The organism is Bacteroides sp. 14(A), from assembly GCF_000526555.1.
Lineage (GTDB): Bacteria > Bacteroidota > Bacteroidia > Bacteroidales > Bacteroidaceae > Bacteroides > Bacteroides cellulosilyticus.
Window position 1 is genome coordinate 1,775,751 of record NZ_JAGH01000001.1, and the last position, 22,875, is coordinate 1,798,625.

At 43.2% G+C, this 22,875-nt stretch carries 19 protein-coding genes; 7 read left to right on the plus strand and 12 right to left on the minus strand.

The genetic code is table 11. The annotated features are described in order from the left end of the window. The first annotated feature begins 8 nt into the window (after window positions 1-8). Window positions 9-752 carry a DUF4369 domain-containing protein gene (locus K429_RS0106660; protein ID WP_025726424.1) on the plus strand — a complete coding sequence of 248 codons (744 nt, stop codon included), beginning with the start codon at window positions 9-11 and terminating at the stop codon, window positions 750-752. Window positions 753-846: 94 nt separating this feature from the next. Here K429_RS0106660 and K429_RS0106665 read toward each other — a convergent pair whose 3' ends face one another. Beyond that, entirely contained in the window at window positions 847-1,599 is a 753-nt protein-coding gene (locus K429_RS0106665) for a 1-acyl-sn-glycerol-3-phosphate acyltransferase (protein ID WP_007214472.1), read from the minus strand. A 525-nt stretch (window positions 1,600-2,124) separates the two neighbouring features. Here K429_RS0106665 and K429_RS0106670 point away from each other — a divergent pair. Beyond that, on the plus strand, window positions 2,125-3,345 hold the full coding sequence (locus K429_RS0106670; protein ID WP_197031228.1) for a DUF4221 family protein: 1,221 nt from the start codon (window positions 2,125-2,127) through the stop codon (window positions 3,343-3,345). Between the two features lie 41 nt (window positions 3,346-3,386). Here the strand turns inward: K429_RS0106670 and K429_RS0106675 are convergent, their stop codons facing one another. Genes K429_RS0106675 through K429_RS0106685 form a run of 3 tightly spaced genes read right to left on the minus strand, consistent with a single transcriptional unit; the run spans window position 3,387 to window position 5,651 of the window. Further along, window positions 3,387-4,550, minus strand: coding sequence for a metallophosphoesterase (locus K429_RS0106675; protein WP_025726426.1), 1,164 nt, complete (start codon window positions 4,548-4,550; stop codon window positions 3,387-3,389). Then, window positions 4,538-5,164 (minus strand): hypothetical protein, encoded by a 627-nt coding sequence (locus K429_RS0106680; RefSeq protein ID WP_007214468.1) that lies wholly within the window; start codon window positions 5,162-5,164, stop codon window positions 4,538-4,540. The genes K429_RS0106675 and K429_RS0106680 overlap by 13 nt, the downstream gene beginning before the upstream one ends. A 1-nt stretch (window position 5,165) precedes the next feature. Continuing rightward, window positions 5,166-5,651 carry an RNA polymerase sigma factor gene (locus K429_RS0106685; RefSeq protein WP_007214467.1) on the minus strand — a complete coding sequence of 162 codons (486 nt, stop codon included), beginning with the start codon at window positions 5,649-5,651 and terminating at the stop codon, window positions 5,166-5,168. A 221-nt stretch (window positions 5,652-5,872) separates the two neighbouring features. On the opposite strand from K429_RS0106685, the gene K429_RS0106690 reads away from it, so the two are divergent. From K429_RS0106690 to K429_RS0106700, 3 genes are read left to right on the plus strand one after another with little or no spacing between them, the layout of a single operon-like run. Beyond that, entirely contained in the window at window positions 5,873-6,697 is an 825-nt protein-coding gene (locus K429_RS0106690) for a hypothetical protein (protein ID WP_025726427.1), read from the plus strand. A 6-nt stretch (window positions 6,698-6,703) separates the two neighbouring features. Beyond that, window positions 6,704-7,573: an outer membrane beta-barrel protein gene (locus K429_RS0106695; protein WP_025726428.1), complete on the plus strand. Its 870-nt coding sequence runs from the start codon at window positions 6,704-6,706 to the stop codon at window positions 7,571-7,573. A 43-nt stretch (window positions 7,574-7,616) separates the two neighbouring features. Then, window positions 7,617-8,462: an outer membrane beta-barrel protein gene (locus K429_RS0106700; protein WP_022210713.1), complete on the plus strand. Its 846-nt coding sequence runs from the start codon at window positions 7,617-7,619 to the stop codon at window positions 8,460-8,462. A gap of 114 nt (window positions 8,463-8,576) precedes the next feature. Here K429_RS0106700 and K429_RS0106705 read toward each other — a convergent pair whose 3' ends face one another. Genes K429_RS0106705 through K429_RS0106715 form a run of 3 tightly spaced genes read right to left on the minus strand, consistent with a single transcriptional unit; the run spans window position 8,577 to window position 11,613 of the window. Further along, window positions 8,577-9,482 carry a vitamin B12 dependent-methionine synthase activation domain-containing protein gene (locus K429_RS0106705; RefSeq protein ID WP_044096397.1) on the minus strand — a complete coding sequence of 302 codons (906 nt, stop codon included), beginning with the start codon at window positions 9,480-9,482 and terminating at the stop codon, window positions 8,577-8,579. Continuing rightward, complete coding sequence (locus tag K429_RS0106710; protein WP_007214462.1) at window positions 9,479-10,834, minus strand: dihydroorotase; 1,356 nt, start codon at window positions 10,832-10,834, stop codon at window positions 9,479-9,481. The genes K429_RS0106705 and K429_RS0106710 overlap by 4 nt, the downstream gene beginning before the upstream one ends. Before the next feature lie 26 nt (window positions 10,835-10,860). Beyond that, window positions 10,861-11,613, minus strand: a complete 753-nt coding sequence (locus K429_RS0106715; RefSeq protein WP_007217660.1) for a polyprenol monophosphomannose synthase — start codon at window positions 11,611-11,613, stop codon at window positions 10,861-10,863. 98 nt (window positions 11,614-11,711) lie between these two features. Here K429_RS0106715 and mfd point away from each other — a divergent pair, with 98 nt between their 5' ends. Continuing rightward, window positions 11,712-15,104 (plus strand): transcription-repair coupling factor, encoded by a 3,393-nt coding sequence (mfd, locus tag K429_RS0106720; protein WP_025726430.1) that lies wholly within the window; start codon window positions 11,712-11,714, stop codon window positions 15,102-15,104. Between the two features lie 11 nt (window positions 15,105-15,115). Here mfd and K429_RS0106725 read toward each other — a convergent pair whose 3' ends face one another. Both K429_RS0106725 and K429_RS0106730 read right to left on the minus strand, forming a co-directional pair. Continuing rightward, window positions 15,116-15,757: an outer membrane beta-barrel protein gene (locus K429_RS0106725; protein WP_025726431.1), complete on the minus strand. Its 642-nt coding sequence runs from the start codon at window positions 15,755-15,757 to the stop codon at window positions 15,116-15,118. A gap of 17 nt (window positions 15,758-15,774) precedes the next feature. Continuing rightward, on the minus strand, window positions 15,775-17,592 hold the full coding sequence (locus K429_RS0106730; protein ID WP_007214458.1) for a YgiQ family radical SAM protein: 1,818 nt from the start codon (window positions 17,590-17,592) through the stop codon (window positions 15,775-15,777). A gap of 233 nt (window positions 17,593-17,825) precedes the next feature. On the opposite strand from K429_RS0106730, the gene K429_RS0106735 reads away from it, so the two are divergent. Further along, window positions 17,826-19,007: a HAMP domain-containing sensor histidine kinase gene (locus K429_RS0106735; RefSeq protein ID WP_025726432.1), complete on the plus strand. Its 1,182-nt coding sequence runs from the start codon at window positions 17,826-17,828 to the stop codon at window positions 19,005-19,007. 122 nt (window positions 19,008-19,129) lie between these two features. Here K429_RS0106735 and K429_RS0106740 read toward each other — a convergent pair whose 3' ends face one another. The 3 genes from K429_RS0106740 to K429_RS0106750 form a co-directional block, all read right to left on the minus strand. Continuing rightward, complete coding sequence (locus K429_RS0106740) at window positions 19,130-19,345, minus strand: sulfurtransferase TusA family protein (RefSeq protein WP_025726433.1); 216 nt, start codon at window positions 19,343-19,345, stop codon at window positions 19,130-19,132. 4 nt (window positions 19,346-19,349) lie between these two features. Continuing rightward, window positions 19,350-19,664, minus strand: coding sequence for a hypothetical protein (locus K429_RS0106745; RefSeq protein ID WP_007214455.1), 315 nt, complete (start codon window positions 19,662-19,664; stop codon window positions 19,350-19,352). A 74-nt stretch (window positions 19,665-19,738) separates the two neighbouring features. Beyond that, a complete protein-coding gene (locus K429_RS0106750; protein WP_025726434.1) occupies window positions 19,739-22,660 on the minus strand; it encodes a xanthan lyase in 2,922 nt (973 codons plus the stop codon). Between the last annotated feature and the right edge of the window lie 215 nt (window positions 22,661-22,875).

Genomic DNA, 22,875 nt, shown 5'->3' on the forward strand with positions numbered 1-22,875 from the left:
TTTCCTGCATGATTAGAATGAATGTGAACCGTATTTTGCCCTTAATGCTTTTGCTCGTGCTTTTTGCTTCGTGCAGTCGCAAGTATAAAGTGGAGGGTGTGTCATCGGTGACCAGCCTCGATGGTAAGATGTTATACCTGAAAACGCTCCGCGACGGGCAGTGGATAGCAATTGATTCCGCCGAAGTGGTACACGGTTTGTTCTCTACGAGTGGTCCGTCGGACTCTGTAATGATGGTGACGCTCTACATGAATGATGAGGCTATCATGCCTCTTGTACTTGAGAACGGTAAGATTGAAGTCTCCATATCCAACTCTCAACTCACCGCTAAAGGTACGCCGCTAAACAATGCTTTGTATGAATTCATCGAAAAGCGTAATTCGCTTGAGTTGAAGATTGAAGAACTGGAAAAGAAAGAGGCACGTATGGTGCTGGATGGCGCCGCATTGGATGACATCCACGAACAACTGACTCAGGAGGGAGAAGCCTTAGTAAAAGAAATGAATGACTATATCAAGGAGTTCATTTCCACCAATTATGAGAATGTCCTTGGTCCCAGCGTATTCATGATGATGTGCAGTACACTGCCTTATCCCATCATGACACCGCAAATAGAGGATATCATCCGTACAGCCCCTCAAACTTTCAAGAGTAGTCCTTTGGTGAGGGAATTCCTCGATAAAGCTAAAGAGAATATGAAATTGATAGAGGAACATCGGCGTATGGAGGAGAGCGGAAAAATTAATAATTAGAAATTAAAAATTAAAGGCATGTTATCATGCTGTTTCACAAACTCATCTTTTGGATTGCAACGTTTTAATTTCTAATTTTCAATTTTTAATTTTATTATTGGTCCTCGTTTTTCACCATTCCCTTGTATTCTTCCGGTAAAGCACTTTCTACGGCGGCGTAGGCTTCGGCCATCGTCGCCTTGATGTTTTCTATACCTTGTCCTTTGGGCGGGATCGGATCGTGAATGGTCAGTATCATGCGGTACGGATGTATCCATTTTCCCGTGCGGGGCAGAATTTTGAATGATCCGTCGATAGTGACCGGCACCACTTCCAGCTGCAATTCATCTGCCAACTGGAATGCACCTTTTTTAAAATATCCCATGTGTCCGGTAAAAGTACGGGCACCTTCCGGGAACACAACCAATGATACGCCGTCTTTTAGCGAAGCCTTTGCCTGGCGAATGGTTTCCAATACTTTCTTGGGACCAGAACGATCTACAAATATGTGTCCTGCACTTTCGCAGGCTTTCCCTACGAAAGGTAATTTCCGCAGGCTCTTCTTCATCATCCACTTGAAGTTACGCCCCAGAAATCCGTAAATGAGGAAGATATCGAATGCTCCCTGGTGGTTGGGTACGAATACGTACGATGTATGTTTATGTATTTTCTCCCGGCCGCGCACCTTTACAGGAATCAGTAGGAAAACACAAATCAATTGTGACCATATTTTTCCGGGATAATAGCCCCAGATATGTGCACCGCCTATCAGAGAGCCGACGATAGTCACCAAAGCCGTGAGAATAGTCAATACCAACAGAATTGGTAAAGCAAAACATATTTGGTAAATATAATAAAGTATCTTCATAGGTGTTGGATTTTTGTTTCCGCAAAGATATATAATTTGATTTAGATATGCTACCCGGTTATCGTACTTTTAGATTATTCGGTAATTCGGCTTTTGCCAGGGCTACACCCTTTGTCCCGGATGGTGTAGCCATTTGCACTAAAGGGTGTAGCCATCCGAGGCAAAGGGTGTAGCCATTTTTTATATCCCCCACAAGAGGTTTCTGGAGGGGTAATAGGGAGATGTCGGTGAAATATTCTCCGTTTTTTCGGAATATCGGAAAACGAAAAAAAGAACAATAATTCTTCCTTCGTACCTTCCTTGTATCTTCTTCGTACCCTCTTCGTACTAAGTTCGCTATTTTCTTCTCTCTATAGGAGCGAAGGAGATGCGAATAGGGTGGATGGGAGAAGAGAAATGGAACAAAGCGGTATGATATGGAGAAAGGTCTTTTGAATAAAACTTGGAAAATTATATGAAAATTACAATTTAGTGTATACATAGTTCTTATATTTGCCCAGGCAAAACATCTAATATATAATGTATATGAAAAATGAAACAACGAAGTTTTCTGTATCGAGAGCAATCTTGGTTATTAGTAATCGTATAAAGCATTGGGCATTAATCATATTTCCACTTTGTTTCTTCTTTATTTCTTGTAATGGGAGCAAGAAACAATCTGCGGGACAAGAGGTTAATGAAGTGAAGTTGCAGACGGAAGATATTCTGTTCCCCGTTTCGGAGGTTTTGAATTTGAAGTCTTATTATCTGTCTTCTTATTTTCATAATGACTCTCTGAGTTTGATTTATGGATACAATTATAAATCTCATGCTTTGGATTGTATGGATTTGAAGCGTCATCAGATATCGCAAATATTGCTTTCAAGTCAGGGGGAATCAGCTGTAATGCGTTCTGTAGCCGGGCTTTTTATACAAACTCCGGACTCTATCTGGATTTATGATGATACGCAACGGATACTCCTGATAAATGGTGATGGGAAACTTTTGAAAACAGTAGATTTACGTCCGGAACTGAAAGACAATGAACAAATTCTGATAAACACTAATCATGCAATATCTACAGCGCGACTGTTTTATGACGGAGGACGTCATTCATTGCTTTATGGAATAAAGGATTTCTCTACATCGCCGGTTACTTTTAAAGTTCGGGAAACTTTTCTGAACAGTATGACTCCGTCTGTCGACTATCTATTGCAGCCATCGGTGGCTGTTACGAATGTGAGTGGCAGAGATTATGGCAATATGAGTGATTTGAATATAACCTTTACAGCGGAAAAGGTTCTTTATAACTATCCGGTCGAGTCTCATGTATATGTTATGGATCGTAAGAGTGGAGAGCAAAAAGTTTTTGAAGCAGATAGTCGTTTTACGAAAAATGTAGCGGAAAAATGCGAATCGGGTAACTACGAGCAATGGGAACGGCATAATATTGAGAATCCTCATTTCTATGATCTTATGTATCTTCCGCAAACGGGAATGTATGCCCGTTTACATCTTGGAGGAATAGAATTTGATGCTACGAGAGATATACTGAATTTGATGGATGATCGTGATCTTTATCTGACGTTTTTTGATAAAGACTTTGTGGTTGTGGGAGAGGCTAAGTTACCGTCTCATCGATATAACTATTTCACAGGATGGATGGAAACCAATGACGGAGTTGCCCTTTTTGTTGATAATTCGCTGGATGAGAATGAGAAAACAGAGGAATTGGTACTGGATATAGTGCGGCTGCAAGCAGACTGAATCTATTTGTCCGATTAGTTTTGAGCCGGATAACGTTACGCCTAATCACGCAACGTTATCACTGTAATTTCCGGCCATGCCCCGAAGCGGAACGGTAGTCCTACATAACCGATTCCTATATTGACATATAATCCCCGATCTCCTTCAGTGTACATCCCTCCCCATTCGGGATAAATCAGCGAAGCAAGTGAATGACCGAACATGATAGCCTGCATCGCATGAGTATGTCCGGCAAGCATCAGCTCGATGTCTGTATCCGGCAGTACTTCCCGGCGCCAGTGCGTAGGATTATGGCTTAACAGAATGCGGAACATTCCATCTGTACCTTTAGTCGCTTTTTTCAGGTCGGCAAATTGTGAGAAAGGAGGTTCACCATCATTCTCTACACCGATAAGTGCGATGCTGTCCCCCTCATGATGTAATATATCATACTCATTGTTCAGTAGTTTCCATCCCATTGTCTTTTGCATCCGAACCAGATTGTCAATGTTATTAACCTGTTCTTTCAGGTTTTTCCAATGATAGTAACTTCCGTAGTCATGGTTACCCAGAATGGAATATACTCCATCTTTGGCATGCAATTGCGCCAGAATGTCCTGAAATCCTTCCAGTTCGCAACTTCTTTGGTTCACCAAGTCACCGGTAAAAACTATCAGATCGGGTTTCTGGGCGTTTACGAGTTCTACCAGTTCATTGATGGGTTTCTCATTGTCTATCCAGCTGCCGATATGTATATCCGATAGTTGCACGATACGGTAACCGTCAAATGCTTTCGGAAGATTGGGGTGGTGAAATTCGATATCCTTCACTTCAAATTTGCTGATACCCACCAGGGTGCCATAAAGTATATTAAAGAAACTGACTACACCCAATACTAACCCTACAGCCGTAAACGGTGAACGGGGCCAGCGCAGCAAATAGTGAAAAGGTAGCCCCACCAACGAGCATATCATAAAGATGGTCTTGGGGATGGCAAACAGGAAAATGCAGATAGCCAGTCTTCCGATGGCTTGTGCATGGTGTGCCATCGCATTTTCGCCTATGCCCTGCATCAACAGGAAGTAGCCTGCTATCAATAAAAGAGTGGGGATCCAGTGCGCAATGCGCAGCCAGATGTTTTTGGTTTTCCGAACAATGTACATAAAGTAGATGTACAAATCGGGGATCAATAAAAAAAGGATAAGGAGTAGGGTTATTCTGTGCATATATCTTCTAATTCTTCTATATTCTTCTTGATGTCGTTAAGGAATTTGTAAGCTACTTTTTTGTATAGCAGATAGATGATGGCAATGTCACACAACACAAAGAATGCAATCAAAGTGGCCTGAACGCCGAAAGAAGCTTTGTAATAGCCCATCACCCAATAATTGAGTACATTGAAAACAATCACCCATACGGAAATAGCGATAATTTCATATCTCGTCCATCGGCGGAAACTTGCCATACGTTTGCTTACTATGGCTACAGGCATTTCATCTATTTTCGTGTTTCTTATCCAGCGATAGTTTTTGTGATCCCACCAGATCCCCAGCAGAATACTGATGCCGACAAATATTACGAGTGTATTAATCTTGGGTTGCCATTCTTCGTTGATCTGAAAGATGGACGGCAGTAACCAAATAACCAGAAGGAGAGCCAGTCCCACGACTCCAATACCTATGGAGAAGCGTTGCCAACCCGTAAGGCGCCCTATGCTTTTGCGTGCGTTTGCCTTGTATTCGGCAATCATGCCCGCAATCTGCTTTTCATCGGCAATCGGTTCTTTCTTCAATTGCTCGTCCAGCGCGTTCCAAGATTTCTTTAGTTCATCCAATTCCATATTATTCCTCCTTGTTCATTTTTCTAAGTTTGTCTTTGATCCGGCTGATTTTGGTAGCGACGTTTGTTACCGTCAGGCCGGTGATTTCAGCAATTTCCTCGTAGCTTTTTTCTTCCAGATAAAGCAGAATAATAGACTTCTCCAACGGGCCCAGACGGTTAATCATCCGGTAGAGCTGCTTTAGCATGGCTTGTGTTTCGTCCGATTCTTCCATTCGGTCGGAGTCCTGGCTTAGAGTCACGATTTCGGGAATGTTCTTTTCTTTGCGAATAAAGCTAATACAAGTATTCAGTGCGATGCGGTAAATCCATGTGGATACTTTGCACTCTCTCCGGAACTTGGGGTAGGCTCTCCACAAATTGAGCACGACGTCCTGATACAGGTCGTTAAGAGTAGCATTTGGCGTCGTGTACAGATAGCACACTTTATATATGACGCGTTCATACTCCCGTATCACGGACAAGAACTCCTGTTCTACATTCTCCATCGTCTGTTTCTTGCTTCTTGAATTGCTTTTGCACTGTTAGTCGCAAAGGTAATTAGAAAATCACAAGGGTGTGATTAGATTTTAATCATTTAGTATTCCTTTTAGGCTATTTGGCTGTTGAAATTGCTTTTTTGGCTAAATATTATAAAAAAAGGGTTTGATTATTCTAAAGGAGTGCATTATCTTTGCAAGGATACTATTAACAACAATATAAGAGAACGATGATGAAATATTTTATGGGAGTGTGCTGTGCAATGCTGCTGGGCTTGTCGGCATGTGGTGATATTGATAGCCCGGAGTTTCCGCCTTCTGAGGTTAAGAGTGAAGTAAAAGAGGCGGTGGATTTTTCATATACCGAACTGGAAAATTTAGAATCTACTCATGGTATGCATCTTAATTACCATAATAGAGTGTATGTGTTGTCAGCTGATATAGTGCTGGATTCTCCTTATCAGTCATTCGGGCATATTGAATACTTTATATCTCCTGATAAAGACAATTTGACGGACAAGGCTTTGTTGTCATATAGCTTCGATTATGACAATGTATATAGTGTCTATCCCGAGTATTATTATGGTTGGCAAAGTACTACAGCTATTTGGTATTTTGATCATTCTGATTGGCAGGCCGGTACCTATTATTATCGTGCGGTTGCTTATAGTAACAGTTGGGGTAGTGGTCCCGGTATCCTTCATGACTGTTTGCAGCAAGATGGTAGGCAAGCTACTTTGGATGATCTTAAGTCCTTTACGATTCCTACGAAATACCTTCCTTATGCAGATTTAGGATATGCTAATGAGAATGAAGTATCAGTTTACTTTGGGGTGGATGGATTTGAAGGAAGAATTAAAGAGGTTGGAGTTTGCTATTCCGATGTAAATCAACTCCCTACCATTGATGATAAAAAGTATGTTTCTGAGTCGGCTGACGGTATGCATTTTATTGGTCCTCTTCTACAGAAGGCTTATTATATGCGTCCTTTTGTAGTAACGAAAGATAATGATACGATCTATGGATATGTTCAACGGATTCAATACTCAAGATAAGCAAAGATGAAAAAACTGATTATAACCATGCTCATGACGATTGCCGGACTGACAACCCTCATGGCACAGCAGACGCACGATATAAAAGGTGTGGTAACAGACAAGAGAAATGAACCGATAGTAGGTGCTTTGGTCACCGCAGAAGGTACCGACATCAGTTCTATAACCGATATCGACGGTAAATTCCTGTTACGGGACGTACCTGTTGATGCTAAGAAAGTGATCGTAGAGTCAATCGGTATGGAGACTACCGATGCAAAGATTGATCGGCCGATAATGATGGCTGCTCGCCCGAAGCGTCTCTCGCTGGTAGTGGAAGCCGGAATGGACTGGAGCCGTTATACGGCAGAGGGCTCTGATAGCAAAAACGGTTATCACTTTGGTGTAGGTATGGAAGTGCGTATGTCTAAGCGTTGGGCATTTCGTCCGATGGTGCAACTGGCCAATCGGGGTGCGGAATATAATTTCACGGAAGGATCATACTCTTATAAAGAGACCTGGAATCCGTTGATGCTGGATGTACCGTTTAATTTTCTGGTACGTTATGACCTGGCTCGTAATATGAGTTTGGTACTTTCTTTCGGCCCGGTATTTTCATGGGGACTTAGCGGTAAAGTGAAAGTTTCAGAAACGGGTAAGGAAGATGCTGAATATGACATTTATAGTAAAGATTATGAGAGTAGTTGGGGAAATTATAAGCATGCATTGCTGCATCCGCTCGGGTTCGGTATGACTTATGGCATAGGTGTGGAATATAAGAAGCTTATGATAAACGTTTCCGGTAAGAATATGGGAATTATTGCGGAGGATGAAGGACTGGGAGATGTGAAGGAACATAACTTTGTGCTGGGTGCCAGTGTTTCATACCGTTTCTGATCCTACTTATCAAATGTTGAATTTATAAAGAATACTATATATAATGAAACGAATAATTATATTAGCAATTATAGGCCTCTGCATATCAGGAGCATCTATGGCGCAGGGACAAAAACTGAAAGGCAGACTTATTGATAAGGATCATTATCCGGTGAAGAATGCCAAAGTAACCGTAAAAGGCACAAATTTGAGTACTACTTCTGATAAGGATGGTAATTTTTTCATTGAAGATGTACCGTTGTACCTTGATTCTATTCAGGTGGAGAAAGGCCGGAAAGACATCACCGTTAACACACCTATGAAGATTTCGATGGGGCGGTTGGTTATAGATAAGCGTTTTTCTTGGTTTGTGAAGGCAGGTGTAGGTGTTAGTCGCTTTTTGGGTGCTGACGAGACGAAAGATAAAGTGTCTTTTCATGTCGGGGGAGGTGTAGACATTAAAATGGCCAAGCATTGGTCTTTCCAGCCGGCAGCTTACATTGCGCACCGTGAAATGGAGGGCAACACCTGGTATTATAGTGATGAAATTACCAACTATAAATTGACGTATCTGGAAATTCCTTTGCTGTTTGCTTATAAGTTCCGTTTAAGTTCCTCGATGAACTGGGTAATTGCTGCCGGCCCTTATGTAGATTGCGGTATTAATGGGGATATTCGTGATGTGAGAAAACTTTATAATTCCAGCCCAGATGGCTATGGCTCTCAGTATACATACGAAACAGAAGAATCTGAAGCTTTTGGTAAACGCTTCACCGGTGGAGCAGCTTATAGTATGGGGGTAGAAGGACGCCATTTCACATTCGGTCTAACCGGACGTACAGGTTGGACTTCATGGCGTAGGAGTGAAGGATTTACGAATCTGGAGTTTGAAATAGGATATAAATTCTAAATAGAACACTTGCGGTTGCATCAGCTTACACTTGTATAAGTGTGAGCTGACGCAGCCGCAAGCATATAATAACGCAACTATAAGCTGATGTTATTCTTTTTAATAGGGAGAAAGTTAGAGATTGGCCGCCAAAAACTTTCTTACTTCATTAATTGGCATTCTTCTGCGTCGTGCATAATCTTCCAATTGATCATTTCCAATCTTGCCTACTGCAAAATATCGTGCGGCAGGATGTGCCAGCATTAATCCGCAAACAGTGGCGTGTGGACGCATAGCACCGTTTTCTGTAAGCGTAATGCCTATTTGCTCCATATGAAGCAATTCATTCAACAGAAAGTTGACAGACTGATCGGGCAGAGAAGGGTAACCGACGGCAGGACGTATGCCTTGGAATTTTTCCTTTAACAACTCGGGGATGGAAAGATTCTCATCCTTTGCGTACCCCCAGGCAACTTTACGCACGTATTCATGCATCTTTTCGGTAGCGGCTTCAGCAAGTCGGTCGGCAAGTGTCTGTACCAACATACGTTTGTAGGGATCCTCCTCATAGAGAAGTTCAACTTCTCCGTCACAGGAAGCTGCAAAAATACCTACCGTATCAGGTGTACCGGAAGCAAGAGGGCGGACAAAATCGCTGAGGCAGAGAAAAGGACTGCCATCCGGATGGGGGATCTGTTGGCGGAGTAAAGGAAAGCGTGTGCCGTCCAGCAGTAAATTATCCCCATCGGCATTAGCCTTGCAAAGATGGAAAATGGTGTGTACATGGTAAGTTTCATCCAGTTGGTTAAGCATTCGGTTAGCTTCTTTAAGTAGCTGCATTGCCTCAGCGGCTTTGGCACGATCCTCTTCAGAAAAAGTCGTAAGCCAGGAAGCACGGCAGGCATCGCAGCCATGGATATCCGCAATAGTGGCGAAGCGGGGCTGAAATCCCCACGCATGAAAGAAGTATATCCAGTTGATGTATGGAGTAACGTCATGAATAGCGTACGTCAACACCTTATCCGCAGGGCTGTTCATCATTTATCTTTGTAATCGAATCTCAATTCTTCGCCACGGTAAGTATCATCTACTTGTCCGTCACTGTATATCAGGTGTCCGTTAGCAAATGTTCTTTCTACTTTCCAACGGAAAGAATTACCTTCCAGCGGGCTCCATCCGCACTTGCTGAGAATATTCTCAGAATTGACTTCCCAACGGTCTCCGTGGCTGACAAGTACAAGGTCGGCCTTATAGCCTTCGCGGACATAACCGCGATCACAGATACCATATATCTGGGCAGGGGCATGGCACATTTTCTCTACAATGGTTTCAATAGAGAAAATTCCTTTTTCTGCCAGTTCGAGCATGCTGACCAGAGAGAATTGAATCATCGGCATACCTGACATGGCTTTTAGTGCGCCACCTTCCTTTTCACTAAGCAGGTGGGGCGCATGATCGGTAGCAATCACATCAATCACGCCTGTATTGACGGCATTTCGTAAAGCATCACGATCAGCTTGTTTCTTTATGGAAGGATTGCACTTGATACGTGTTCCCAGTTCTTTATAATCCTGTTGGCGGTATAACAGATGTGCAACACAGGCTTCGGCTGTAATGTGCTTTTCTTCCAGCGGTATATCACTGAACAATTGCAGTTCTTTGGCTGTAGAGACGTGAAGCACATGCAGACGTGCACCCGCTAAGCTTGCCATGCGTACCGCAAGTTCTGTTGAGGCGTAGCAGGCGGCTGAAGAACGTATGTTGGGGTGCTTGCTGATGGGAACTTCCGGTGCATCACTGAACATCTTCTTATAGTATTCGGTGTTTTTTTTGATGATTTCCTGGCTTTCGCAATGAGTAGCAATCAACATATCTGTTCCATTGAATATATTGAGCAGACTGTTTGTTTTGTCTACCAGCATATTTCCGGTACTGGAACCCATGAAAAGTTTGATGCCACATACACGATGTTTGTCCAGCTGGTTGAATTCCGTATAGTTATTATTAGTGGCTCCGAAGTAGCAGGAGTGGTTAACAATACACTTCTCATTCAGCAAATCAAACTTTTGTTCGAGCGCACTAAGGGTGGTAGTCAGAGGGTTGGTGTTCGGCATATCCATGATGGAAGTGACACCACCTGCGGCTGCTGCACGACTTTCGGTGAGAATATCCGCTTTGTGGGTTAATCCCGGATCGCGGAAGTGTACATGGTCGTCGATAACACCCGGCAACAGGCAACAGCCGGTAGCGTCTATGGTTTCATCACAAGGGACAGAGAGCTTTTTCCCATAGGTAAGTACTTCGGCAATCCGGTCGCCTTCAATCACTACGGAACCTTGTACAGAGCGTCCCTCGTTCACTATTGTTGCGTTATGTATCAGTGTTCTTTTCATCTTCACTAATCATTTATCATTAATCACTAATTGTTTTTTACTGCTTGCGGGTATTTATGGAACCAACTATGCATTTTCAGTTTGATAACACCAAAAACGGCCTCTCCAAAGATACTGCTGTTCATTTTTGAGGTACCCAGTTCCCGGTTGATAAAGATAACCGGTACTTCCACAATCTTGAAACCGCATTTGTAAGCAGTGAATTTCATTTCAATCTGGAAGGCATAACCTTTGAAGCGGATACCATCCAGATCGATTGTCTGCAATACCTCACGACGGTAGCACTTAAAGCCGGCGGTCGTATCATGTATCGGCAGTCCGGTGATGAGGCGTACATACTTGGAGGCAAAATAGGACATCAATACCCGTCCCATAGGCCAATTCACTACATTGACGCCACTGACGTAGCGTGAACCGATAGAGACATCGGCACCTTCTTCGGCGCAGGCTTTGTACAGGCGTGGCAGGTCAGCAGGGTTGTGGCTGAAATCGGCATCCATTTCGAAGATGTATTCATAATTATGTTCCAGCGACCATTTGAAGCCTGCGATATAGGCAGTACCCAGTCCCAGTTTGCCTTTGCGCTCTATCATGAACAAACGTTCGGGAAACTCTTGCTGAAGGGTCTTGACTATGTTGGCAGTGCCATCAGGCGAGCCATCTTCTATAATCAGGATATGGAATACTTTTTCCAGGGCGAAAACGGCACGGATGATGTTCTCGATGTTTTCCCGTTCGTTGTATGTAGGAATGATAACGATGCTGTCCGATGTCTGCATATTCATAAAAGGAGGTTCTAAATTGGGAACAAAGTTAAGTGTTTTCTATCACATACGAATAAAACTAAGGATTATTTAGTAATTTTGCGCCCGTTATGATGACTATTACCGAGCTACAACAACGATATGCCGCCCATCCCAATGTGGAAGCTATGAGTGGTTTACTGAAGAATCCGTCTGTCCGCACTCTTTTCTGTGGTGGACTATGTGCTTCTGCTGCTTCACTGTTTTCGTCCGTGCTGGTGCAGCGTGGAGAATTTCCTTTTGTTTTTATTCTGGGCGATCTGGAAGAGGCGGGATATTTCTACCATGATCTTACGCAGGTGCTGGGGACAGATAAAGTCTTGTTTTTCCCCTCTTCATTTCGTAGGGCAATAAAATACGGACAGAAAGATGCTGCGAATGAAATACTTCGTACAGAAGTGTTGAGTCGCTTGCAGAAAGGTGAAGAAGGGCTTTGCGTGGTGACATATCCTGATGCATTGGCCGAAAAGGTCGTTTCCAGGAAAGAATTGGGGGATAAAACTCTGAAACTGCATTCGGGGGAGAATGTGGATACGAACTTCATCATGGAAGTATTGCGTAGCTATGGCTTCGAGTATGTAGATTATGTGTATGAACCGGGACAATATGCCGTACGTGGTAGCATTATCGATGTGTTTTCTTTTTCTTCCGAGTTTCCGTACCGTATTGACTTCTTCGGGGATGAAGTGGAAAGTATCCGCACGTTTGAGGTGGAGACACAGCTTTCCAAAGAAAAGAAAGATAGCATTGTAATTGTCCCCGATTTAAGCCGCAGTCTGGAGCAGGGTGGTGCGAATGGCATGGTTTCGTTTCTGGATTTTCTGTCGGCGGATACCGTACTGGCAATGCGTGATTTACTTTGGTTGCGTGAGCGCATTCAAACAGTGCATGATGAAACACTTACTCCACAGGCAATTGCTGCCCGCGAAGCAGAAGAAAGTGGCTGTATAACCTTAGATGGCAAGCTGATTGACGGAAGCGAGTTTACACTCCGTGCATTGGATTTCCGTCGTATGGAATTTGGTAATAAACCGACAGGTACACCGGATGCTACGATTACTTTTGATACGTCTGCACAGCCTATTTTCCGCAAGAACTTTGATATGGTGGCTGAGAGTTTCAAAGAATATATGGAGAAGGGATATGCGTTGTACATCTGTAGCGACAGCATGAAACAAACTGACCGTATCCGTGCCATCTTTGAAGACAGGGGGGATCAGATTGCATTTACGGCCGTGGAACGTACGTTGCATGAAGGGTTTGCCGATAATGCCTTGCGGCTTTGTATCTTTACGGATCATCAATTATTCGACCGTTTTCATAAATATAATCTGAAGAGTGATAAAGCACGTAGCGGTAAGGTGGCTCTAAGCTTGAAAGAGCTGAACCAGTTTACTCCGGGAGATTATGTCGTACATACCGATCATGGAGTAGGGCGTTTTTCAGGGCTGGTGCGTATTCCTAACGGAGATACGACACAAGAAGTGATGAAACTGGTCTATCAGAATGAAGACGTGGTGTTTGTTTCCATTCATTCATTGCATAAAGTATCTAAGTATAAAGGTAAGGATGGTGAAGCTCCCCGCCTGAATAAGTTAGGTACCGGTGCCTGGGAAAAACTGAAAGAGCGCACCAAAACTAAGATTAAGGATATTGCACGCGATCTTATCAGGTTATATTCTCAGCGTCGGGAGGAAAAAGGATTCCAGTTTAGTGTGGACAGTTTCCTGCAGCGGGAGTTGGAAGCATCGTTTATCTATGAAGATACGCCTGATCAGAGTAAGGCTACGGCGGATGTAAAAGCAGATATGGAAAGTAATCGCCCGATGGACCGTTTGGTTTGTGGAGACGTTGGTTTCGGTAAAACGGAAGTGGCAGTCCGTGCAGCTTTTAAGGCGGTGGCGGATAATAAGCAGGTGGCTGTTCTGGTACCTACGACAGTGCTGGCTTACCAGCATTTTCAGACGTTCAAGGATCGTTTGAAAGATTTGCCTTGCAAGGTGGAATATTTAAGCCGTGCTCGCACGGCAGCGCAGGCAAAAGCAGTTATAAAAGGTTTGGCTGCCGGAGATGTGAATATACTGATCGGTACACATCGTATTTTAGGTAAAGATATACAATTCAAGGACTTAGGATTACTGATTATTGATGAAGAGCAGAAATTCGGGGTATCTGTAAAAGAGAAACTGCGCCAGTTGAAAGTGAATGTAGATACCTTGACTATGACGGCTACACCTATTCCCCGCACATTGCAATTCTCATTGATAGGGGCACGTGACCTGAGTGTGATACAGACACCTCCGCCCAACCGTTATCCTATTCAGACTGAAGTGCATACCTTTAACGAGGAAGTGATTGCTGATGCCATCAACTTTGAAATGAGTCGTAACGGACAGGTGTTCCTTGTAAATAACCGTATTTCCAATTTGCCCGAATTGAAAGCAATGATTGAGCGGCACATTCCGGATTGCAGAATAGCTATCGGACATGGGCAGATGGAACCGACAGAACTGGAAAAGATAATTTTTGGCTTTGTCAATTATGACTATGATGTATTGATAGCTACTACCATTATAGAAAGTGGTATTGATATTCCAAATGCTAATACTATTATTATCAATCAGGCACAGAACTTTGGTTTAAGTGATCTTCACCAGATGCGCGGCCGCGTGGGAAGAAGCAATAAGAAAGCTTTCTGTTATTTGCTGGCACCTCCTCTTTCTTCTTTGACTCCTGAGGCGAGACGTCGTTTGCAGGCTATTGAGAACTTCAGCGATTTGGGTAGTGGAATTCATATTGCCATGCAGGACCTCGATATTCGTGGTGCAGGCAATATGTTGGGGGCAGAACAAAGTGGTTTCATTGCCGATCTTGGTTATGAAACTTATCAGAAGATATTAACGGAAGCTGTTCACGAGTTGAAGACTGATGAGTTTGCCGATCTCTATGCTGAAGAGTTGAAAGCCGAAGGTGGTGTCATTAGTGGCGAACAATTTGTTGATGAATGTCAGGTAGAAAGTGATCTGGAACTGTTGCTTCCCGCTACATACGTCACGGGTAGTAGTGAGCGTATGTTACTTTACCGCGAGTTGGATAGTCTGACATTGGATAAAGATGTAGAGGCTTTCCGTAACCGGCTTATCGACCGTTTTGGTCCTGTTCCGTCAGAAACGGAAGAGTTACTGCGTATTGTGCCGTTGCGTCGTCTTGCTGCCCGCCTTGGTGCGGAAAAGGTTTTTCTTAAAGGTGGGCGTATGTCGCTATTCTTTATTTCCAATCCGGAAAGTCCCTATTATCAGAGTCAGGCATTCGGTAAAGTTATTGCATACATGATGAAGTATACCCGTCGCTGCGATTTGCGCGAACAGAATACTCGTCGTAGTATGCTGGTGAAGGATGTGAAGAATGTGGAAACGGCAGTTGGTGTTTTGCAGGAGATTGTGGCGATGCAGGTGGAAGAGGGATAGTTTTCTGATAGCTATCGTCCAAATTGTATCGCAAATCCCAGATTAAAGAATGTAACATTGTTTTTAAACCAACTGTGGTCTATTCCGTCATCATAATCGTATGGATTGGAAAGCCGTGCGTCGGGGTTTGCAAACCAGTCGGCTGTGAGTATATCTGCACGAAACACTCCTGATAATTTCTTGGTAATGTAGAACTCGTAACCCATGCCAAATGACAGCCCGCAATAGCCTCTCTGAAAAGATATTCCGTTCCGTTCACCTCGTTGGTAAGTACGTTCCTGATAGTTCATGTAGCCTATGCCGAATGAAAGAAATGCTCCTTGATTTCCCTCACTCCACAAGTAGCGGTAAGTAATATTGGGGTGTATATAATGGAGGTGCATTTTATCCGGCAGACGAGCTACCCGTAAGTAATCATACTGAAGCCCTAGGGCAAAGTTGGGCATGAAGTAGTAGCGCCCTTCTGTCATCAGGTTGTATCCCGCACGGTCGCCATTTTTACTGAAAAAGTCATTACGGTTTCCTTCTACACGCGGCAATGTTACTCCGCCACCCAGTGAGATACTGAAGTTTTGCGGTAGGTTATCTTGTGCTTGCAAGGTCGTGCTTGCATAACTCAAAAAGATAGTGAAGAGAATAAAGAGTCGTTTCATCATTGTTAGATTAATATTTATCGTTTTCCATATAGTTTGTCTATCAAATCAATCCGTCCGATACGGCGTAGTTCGTTGATGATGTTCTTTCGTTCTTCCGGTTTATACCAGAAAAAGAATTGGCGTTGCGCTAACTTTTCACGTGGTGTTTTAGCACTGAATACAGGCTCCAATGTGTATGGATGGTAGCCGGTATACCAAGCTTCAGTGGCTACGGTCATGGGGGTAGGGGTAAAGTCTTGCACCTGTTCCAGATGAAAATCAAGGCGTTTGGTGATAACAGCCAGTTCTGCCATGTCCTCTTCCTTACAGCCGGGATGACTGGAAATGAAATAAGGAATCAACTGTTGTCGCAATCCTTCTTCGCGGTTGATACGGTCGAATATTTTCTTGAATTCCTGGAACTGGCCGAACGAGGGTTTGCGCATGATACTCAATACCCGGTCACTGGTATGTTCCGGAGCTACTTTAAGACGACCGCTGACGTGGCGGGCTATTAACTCGCGGGTGTATTCAGCAGTGCTTTTATTAGTTGCCGGATCTTTGCTTTGATGCAAGAGCAAGTCGTAGCGTACACCACTACCGATGAAACTCTTTTTGATACCGGGTAAAGTATCTACCGCATGATAAATATCCAGTAAAGGCCGATGGTCGGTATTCAGGTTCGGACAAACTTTGGGATGGATACATGAGGGGCGTTTGCATTTCTTGCAAATGTTCTCATCCCTCCCTTTCATCCGGTACATATTGGCAGATGGACCGCCAAGGTCACTCAGATACCCTTTAAAATCGGGGAGTTCCATTAGTGCCTTTACTTCTTTAAGAATGCTTTCTTTACTGCGGCTTACAATAAACTTTCCTTGATGTGCCGAGATCGTGCAAAATGCACAACCACCGAAACACCCACGATGGATATTTACCGAAAACTTAATCATATCGTATGCCGGAATTCGCTTGCCTTTGTATTTGGGATGAGGCAGACGGGTGTAGGGCAAATCGTACGAATGATCGAGTTCAGCTTCCGTCAGGGGTGGGTAAGGAGGATTGACAACAACAGTCATACCATCTACTTCCTGTGTAATACGGGAAGCAGTATATTTATTACTCTCTTCTTCAATGTGGCGGAAATTGGCAGCCTGCTTCTTCTTGTCTTTCAGACATTCAGCATGAGAAAAGAGACGGATATCTCCTTCTTCGCTGATGAAATCCGTTGTCTTGCATAGGTAAGCAATTTGCGGAATGGTATTTAGTGATAGCCGCTTATCATTGAATCTTCTTATCAGTTCCACCACCGGTTTTTCTCCCATTCCGTAAATCAACAAGTCAGCACCACTTTCTACGAGAATGCTTTTCATAAGCTTATCCTGCCAATAATCGTAATGCGTCACGCGACGCATGCTTGCTTCGATACCTCCCAATACGACGGGAACATCGGGATATAATTTCTTCAGAATTTGGGTGTAAACAATTGAAGGGTAATCCGGACGCATATCCGGACGTGCATCCGGTGTGTAGGCATCGTCACTACGTAAACGCTTGTTGGCAGTGTATTTGTTTACCATAGAGTCCATACATCCGGGACTGATGCCAAAGAACAGGCGGGGACGCCCTAACTTCTTAAAGTCGCGTAAGTCATCCCGCCAATTGGGTTGAGGTATAATCGCCACGCGCAAACCTTCTGCTTCGAGGATACGTCCGATAACAGCAGCCCCGAAAGAAGGGTGGTCTACATAGGCGTCACCACTGAACAGGATAACGTCCAGTTCGTCCCATCCGCGCAACTCCACTTCTTTTTTCGTTGTGGGCAACCAATCAGTCAGTCGATATTCTTTCATGCCGCAAAGATACGCATAAAATGAGGTTCAGCCAGAAAATGCGTAGTTAAATTGCTGTTGATGATGCTTGCGGCTCTTCCCCAAGTCCGGGGCAAAACAGCTTCGTGAGACGATGAAATCCATCTCGTGAGATAGAGGCTAACAAAAATATCAAAGAATCGTCTGTTATATCCTTATATTTTATACTTTTGTACGCAGATGGCACAAGCAAAATATAAATCAATCTATATATTATGGAAATACCTCCGTATGAAGAATCAAAAGATGTGATACAACGCAAACTCGATCAGACAACTATGATTTTGCAGAATATCAATGCTTATTTTTTACTGATAGATAAAGATTTTATAGTCTGCGATACCAATTACTATTCCTTGAATAAGCTTCCAGCTCCTGAGGTTGGTATGACACAAAAGGTCGGTGACCTGTTGCATTGCCGGAATGCTGCTGAAGCCGGCGAATGTGGTATGCATCAGCAGTGTAAACTTTGTGGTATCCGCGCGGCTATTGGAAGAGCTTTTCATAAGAAAGAGAGTTTCCAAAAAGTAAATGCTTCTATGAATCTTCTGAATGACAAAGAAGACAAAGTGATTCCTTGTGATGTTTCAGTATCGGGTGCTTATGTTGTTATTAACGGGGAAGATCATATGGTATTGACGGTTTATGATGTGACGGAACTACAGAATGTTCAAAGGTTGCTGAATATTGAGAGAAAGAACTCGATATCTGCAGAGAGATTAAAATCCACTTTTATTGCGAATATAAGTCATGAAGTCCGCACACCATTGAATGCGATTGTCGGCTTTTCGGGATTAATAGCTACCGCTTCTGATGAAGAGGAAAAGAAATTGTATATGGATATTATTTCAGAGAACAATGAGCGTTTGTTACGTTTGATAAATGATATCTTTGATCTTTCGCAGATAGAAGCCGGAACTTTGAATTTTGAGTATTCTGAATTTGATGCCAATGACTTGTTAAGAGAGTTGGAAGGTATGTTTAAGGTGAAACTATTCAATAATCCTTCAGTTGATTTGATTTGTGAAGACTCAGTGCAATCTATTATCATGTATTCTGAACGCCAACGCATCATTCAGGTGATGGCAAACCTGATTCATAATGCGATCAAGTTTACCAAATCAGGTGAGATACGCTTTAGTTGCCGTATGGAGGGAACGGATGAGGTTTATTTTTATGTATCTGATACTGGAATTGGAATTCCGAAAGAAGAACAGCAAGAGATATTTTCCAGTTTTAAAAAGTTGGATCGGGAAGTACCGGGAACAGGTCTGGGGTTGACACTTTCACAAACTATTATCCAAAATTTGGGAGGTAGGGCAGGTTTGGAATCTGAGGTCAATAAAGGTTCTACATTTTGGTTTGTAGTACCCTTGATTATGGATCCGTATAATTGAATGAGAGAAAATAATATAAAACGAATCCTGTTAGAAGCTTTCTTATGCTGAAACAGGATTCGTTTTTTATTTCTTATTTCCGGATACGATCATGAATGATGATTTGCAATTTACTGCACAATTTATCTTTTGGTGAATTGTACCGTCATTTGTTCGCCATCGTAAATCTCACGAAAGCCGATTTGTTGTTCTGCGAGATATTCTTTTAAATCATTGAAGGCAGCAGTATCATTCATAATAATTTCCAGTTTCTCATCCAGTGTAGCTTCGCACATGGCTTTGACGGCCGGGATGAGAGGACTGTAAAGTTTTTGACCGCACGTGTCGATTGTTTTCATTTTATTATTCCTCTTCTATGGGTTCCTGCTTTGAAAACCATTCCAGATAGAGCTTAATCAGTTGCTGTAATCCGAAGGCTTTCATGTTGTTGTGGTATATCACGTCGATGCAGAGGTCGAGCAAGTCTTTGCTGTCTTCTTCTTGTGATGCGATGAGGGAGCGGATATTCAGTCTCAGTTTTTCCAGAACAGATTCGTCTACAATACCATTACTGTCGATAAGATGACGGAAAAGTCCGTATTTCTCAATGGTTGCCAGGTTCTCTTCGGATATCTCTAAACTGCGGGTACCGCTGGGGTTTGCTTGTATAGTATACATAGTGTTTTATATTTTTAAAGGTTTATACTCTGAGAGCAAAGATAAGCGTTATTTTTAATTAGGCGCATTGTTTTTTATTTTTTTGCTTGAAAGAATTGCAGGATAGAAGCCATGACAGCGTTGCGATCCGTTTCCTGTTCAATACTTTCTAATGGGAACCCCATAACGAAGGTACGGTAGTTGCCCTGATAGGCAATGGCAGCACTTTGATTTCCGGAAGTATAGGTGAGCACTGGAAAAGCAGTATCTGTCGGTAGAATACATTCGGGAGCTGTTACGGGATAAGCGTACTCATTGGGTAGGCGGGGAATACTGAATGTACGTCCCAGACCATTAATATTTCCTGAGCGATTATCGGTGATGGATTGTCCGTAGGCATATTTCAGAATGTTTTGTGTGAACTCCCGGTCTCCCTGCGAACCGTTCATATCGCTGCCAAGATAGGAACCGCTCACAAGCAGATTTCCACCGGATTGGCAATAAGCGGTCAGTGCTCGCTGCATGGCAGAGGAAAAGGTTTTGTAATATGCATTGCTTGCCGGATTGCTTTGGCGGTCTTCTTTTTCCAGTCCGAGGATATAGTCTACGATATCGTAAGCTTCCAATGGAATACGTCCGCTTTCTACGGCTTCATCACTGCATGACACGAAACTATAATCTCCGGATGCCTGTATCGCCTTTCCGTGTATGAACGGATAATCGAAGCTATTTCCGGCAATTCGCATTCCTTCCCATTCGCTACTGCTACGTCCCAGTTCCTTCCCGGTCTGTTTGCGGGAGAATTCTGTTTGAGCACCACAAAGTGAGATGTCATATAAATAAGGTACACCCGGGTCTTTCGTTAAATCGAATCCGGCTTCAGTGGGGGTATCAATGACGGCTGGCCCACTGAGGCGGTCGAAACCATTGACAATCAAAATACGTCCTTTTTCTCTTTTTGCTTTATAAGCTGCAAGAATCTCGGATGGAAAACTTTCTCCACCCCGGTTGGCTGCGGTTACTTTAAAGGAATAGACAATACCGGGTTCTATCTTTACGGTATAAGAGGGACTGCTGACACGTACGCCATTGTCAAAGCCTCCACGACCGATGCGGGTATATACGATGTATTCGCGCGGTTTGGCTGTTGGTTCCAACAGGTCTTCTTCACCATTCCAGGAAAGTTGCAGTGTGTTCTTTTTATTACCGAAGCGAATAGCAAAGTTACTTACAGGAAGAGGTTGTACTACATAATCTTTGCCATGCTGATTGCAAAGGTATTGCAGAATAGCTTTATAAATAGAGCGTCCTACAGTGAATTTAAAGTTGGGATCATGCCCGAGGCGCATATCGGCAAAGTTTTGGTGCGAAAGTAATTCGACAATAGTGGAAGGAACGGCGGGCAGTCGCGTTTCACTGTAATTACGATTCCACATGCTGCGACGAGTCCAATCTATGGCATAATTGGAACGGATATCCCGCTGGAGTTGGGTAAGCAGAATGTCGGAAAGGTCTCGGGAGGCATAGCGGTCTGTTCCGGCTCCGAGTACTCCGTTATTGAAATCGGTGGTATATATGCCGAGCGTACCTATGATTTTATCTTCTTTGCTGGCACCCGCATCGCTGTGCAATGCCATTGAGAGTTCAAAAGGTACTCCTAAACCTTTGTCTTTGGGATTGAATATCGAACCGCCGGACAGATAGTTAATCATTCTGGAACGTACATTAATGTCATCAGACATGTCATCTTTACCTTCACGTCCGCCATAAACCGGATAAGGCATGCCGGCCCATTGTGCAGAATAACGGGCACCTTCCAGATAGCGAGGCATTCCACTGGTTTCTCCACCGCGTTCTATATTGCCCATTCCACCGCCAAAGCGTACAGCATCAGCGCAGACTACACCTTTCTGTTTGCTTTCATTGCTAAGTACCACCATGCCATAATCGTTCTTTCCCTTATCAAAAGAAAAAGTACCGAGATACACCCACGTACCACCACCTATCTGCTGATTTACTTTGAACTCAGTGGTTCCTCCATTATGGAAAACAATATATTTGGCGTCACTTACGCTATTAGGCAAAGTTTGATAAGAGACGTATACAGCATAATCTCCTGTTTCCGGAATATCGGGTATCCACTCGGCAAAGGCTTTATCTTTTTTCTTTTCGGTAGGGGCATAGCGGGCTGTACCGGTAATGAAAGGATTTTCGTTATCTTGATATACTCTCTTCTGTTGGGCAAACCCTGGTTGGCTTGTCTGTTGCCAACGTGCTTTTCGGCTTTTGACTTCTAAATAGAGGGAACCTTGTCCACCATATCCGCTCAGGTTTCCGTCATTGTCGACGATTACTTCTTGTTTTTGCGTATCCCGTTCACGGGGGGTGAATACGTTGGCTCCGGCATTTTCCAGCATGGGTATGAGGTAGGGTAAAATGAATGATTGTGTGAACTGGTCTTCCGTTGTACAAAACAGGCGCGGACGTTGCCATCCCCATTTATTTTTATTGTTGATATAATATTTTCCATGACTTTGCCAAAGGGCGATATGTCTTCTTTCCAATCCACGGGTAATTTCGTATGGACGTGAGATACGGGATACCCACGGACTATCTCTGTATTCCAACTTATTAAACAGACGTGTCTTGTCTTTCTTCTCTTTCCGATAAAGATTTGGAATGAGGTCTTCAATGCTTCGTCCGTTTGCAAAAAGGGTTATTTTGAAATAACTCACCGGTCCCGGCAAGATTTGTTTCAAATGTCGATAAATGGCATCTACTGTTGCTGGTCGTAAGGGCTGGTAGGCAAAGCGTTCGTTTGTATAGATGAGCAACCTTTTTTCCCGGAAGTCAATACGGAAACTGTCCAGCTTGCAAGTCCCTATATTTACCGTATTGGTGGTATATTCTTTAAAGAAAGCTTGTAGACGTTCTTCTACATTTTGTTTGATTTCTTGTGCCGGAAGAAATGTCCCATACAACAAAAGTAATATGCTGATTAGAATTATTTTTTTCATACTTATGGAATATTCAAGTTTGTAATGTCTGCTTCTATGTGGAAGTAGTGCATACAAAAGTACATAAAAGAAGATTGCATTGTTTCTTGAATTGCTCTCTTTTTGATATATTTTGCAAATCTGTATTTCAGAAAATGTTCCCGATGATTTAGTTGTAAATTATTTTGTTTGATAAAGATTCGATATTTGCAATGTTGTTGAATTCATACATAATA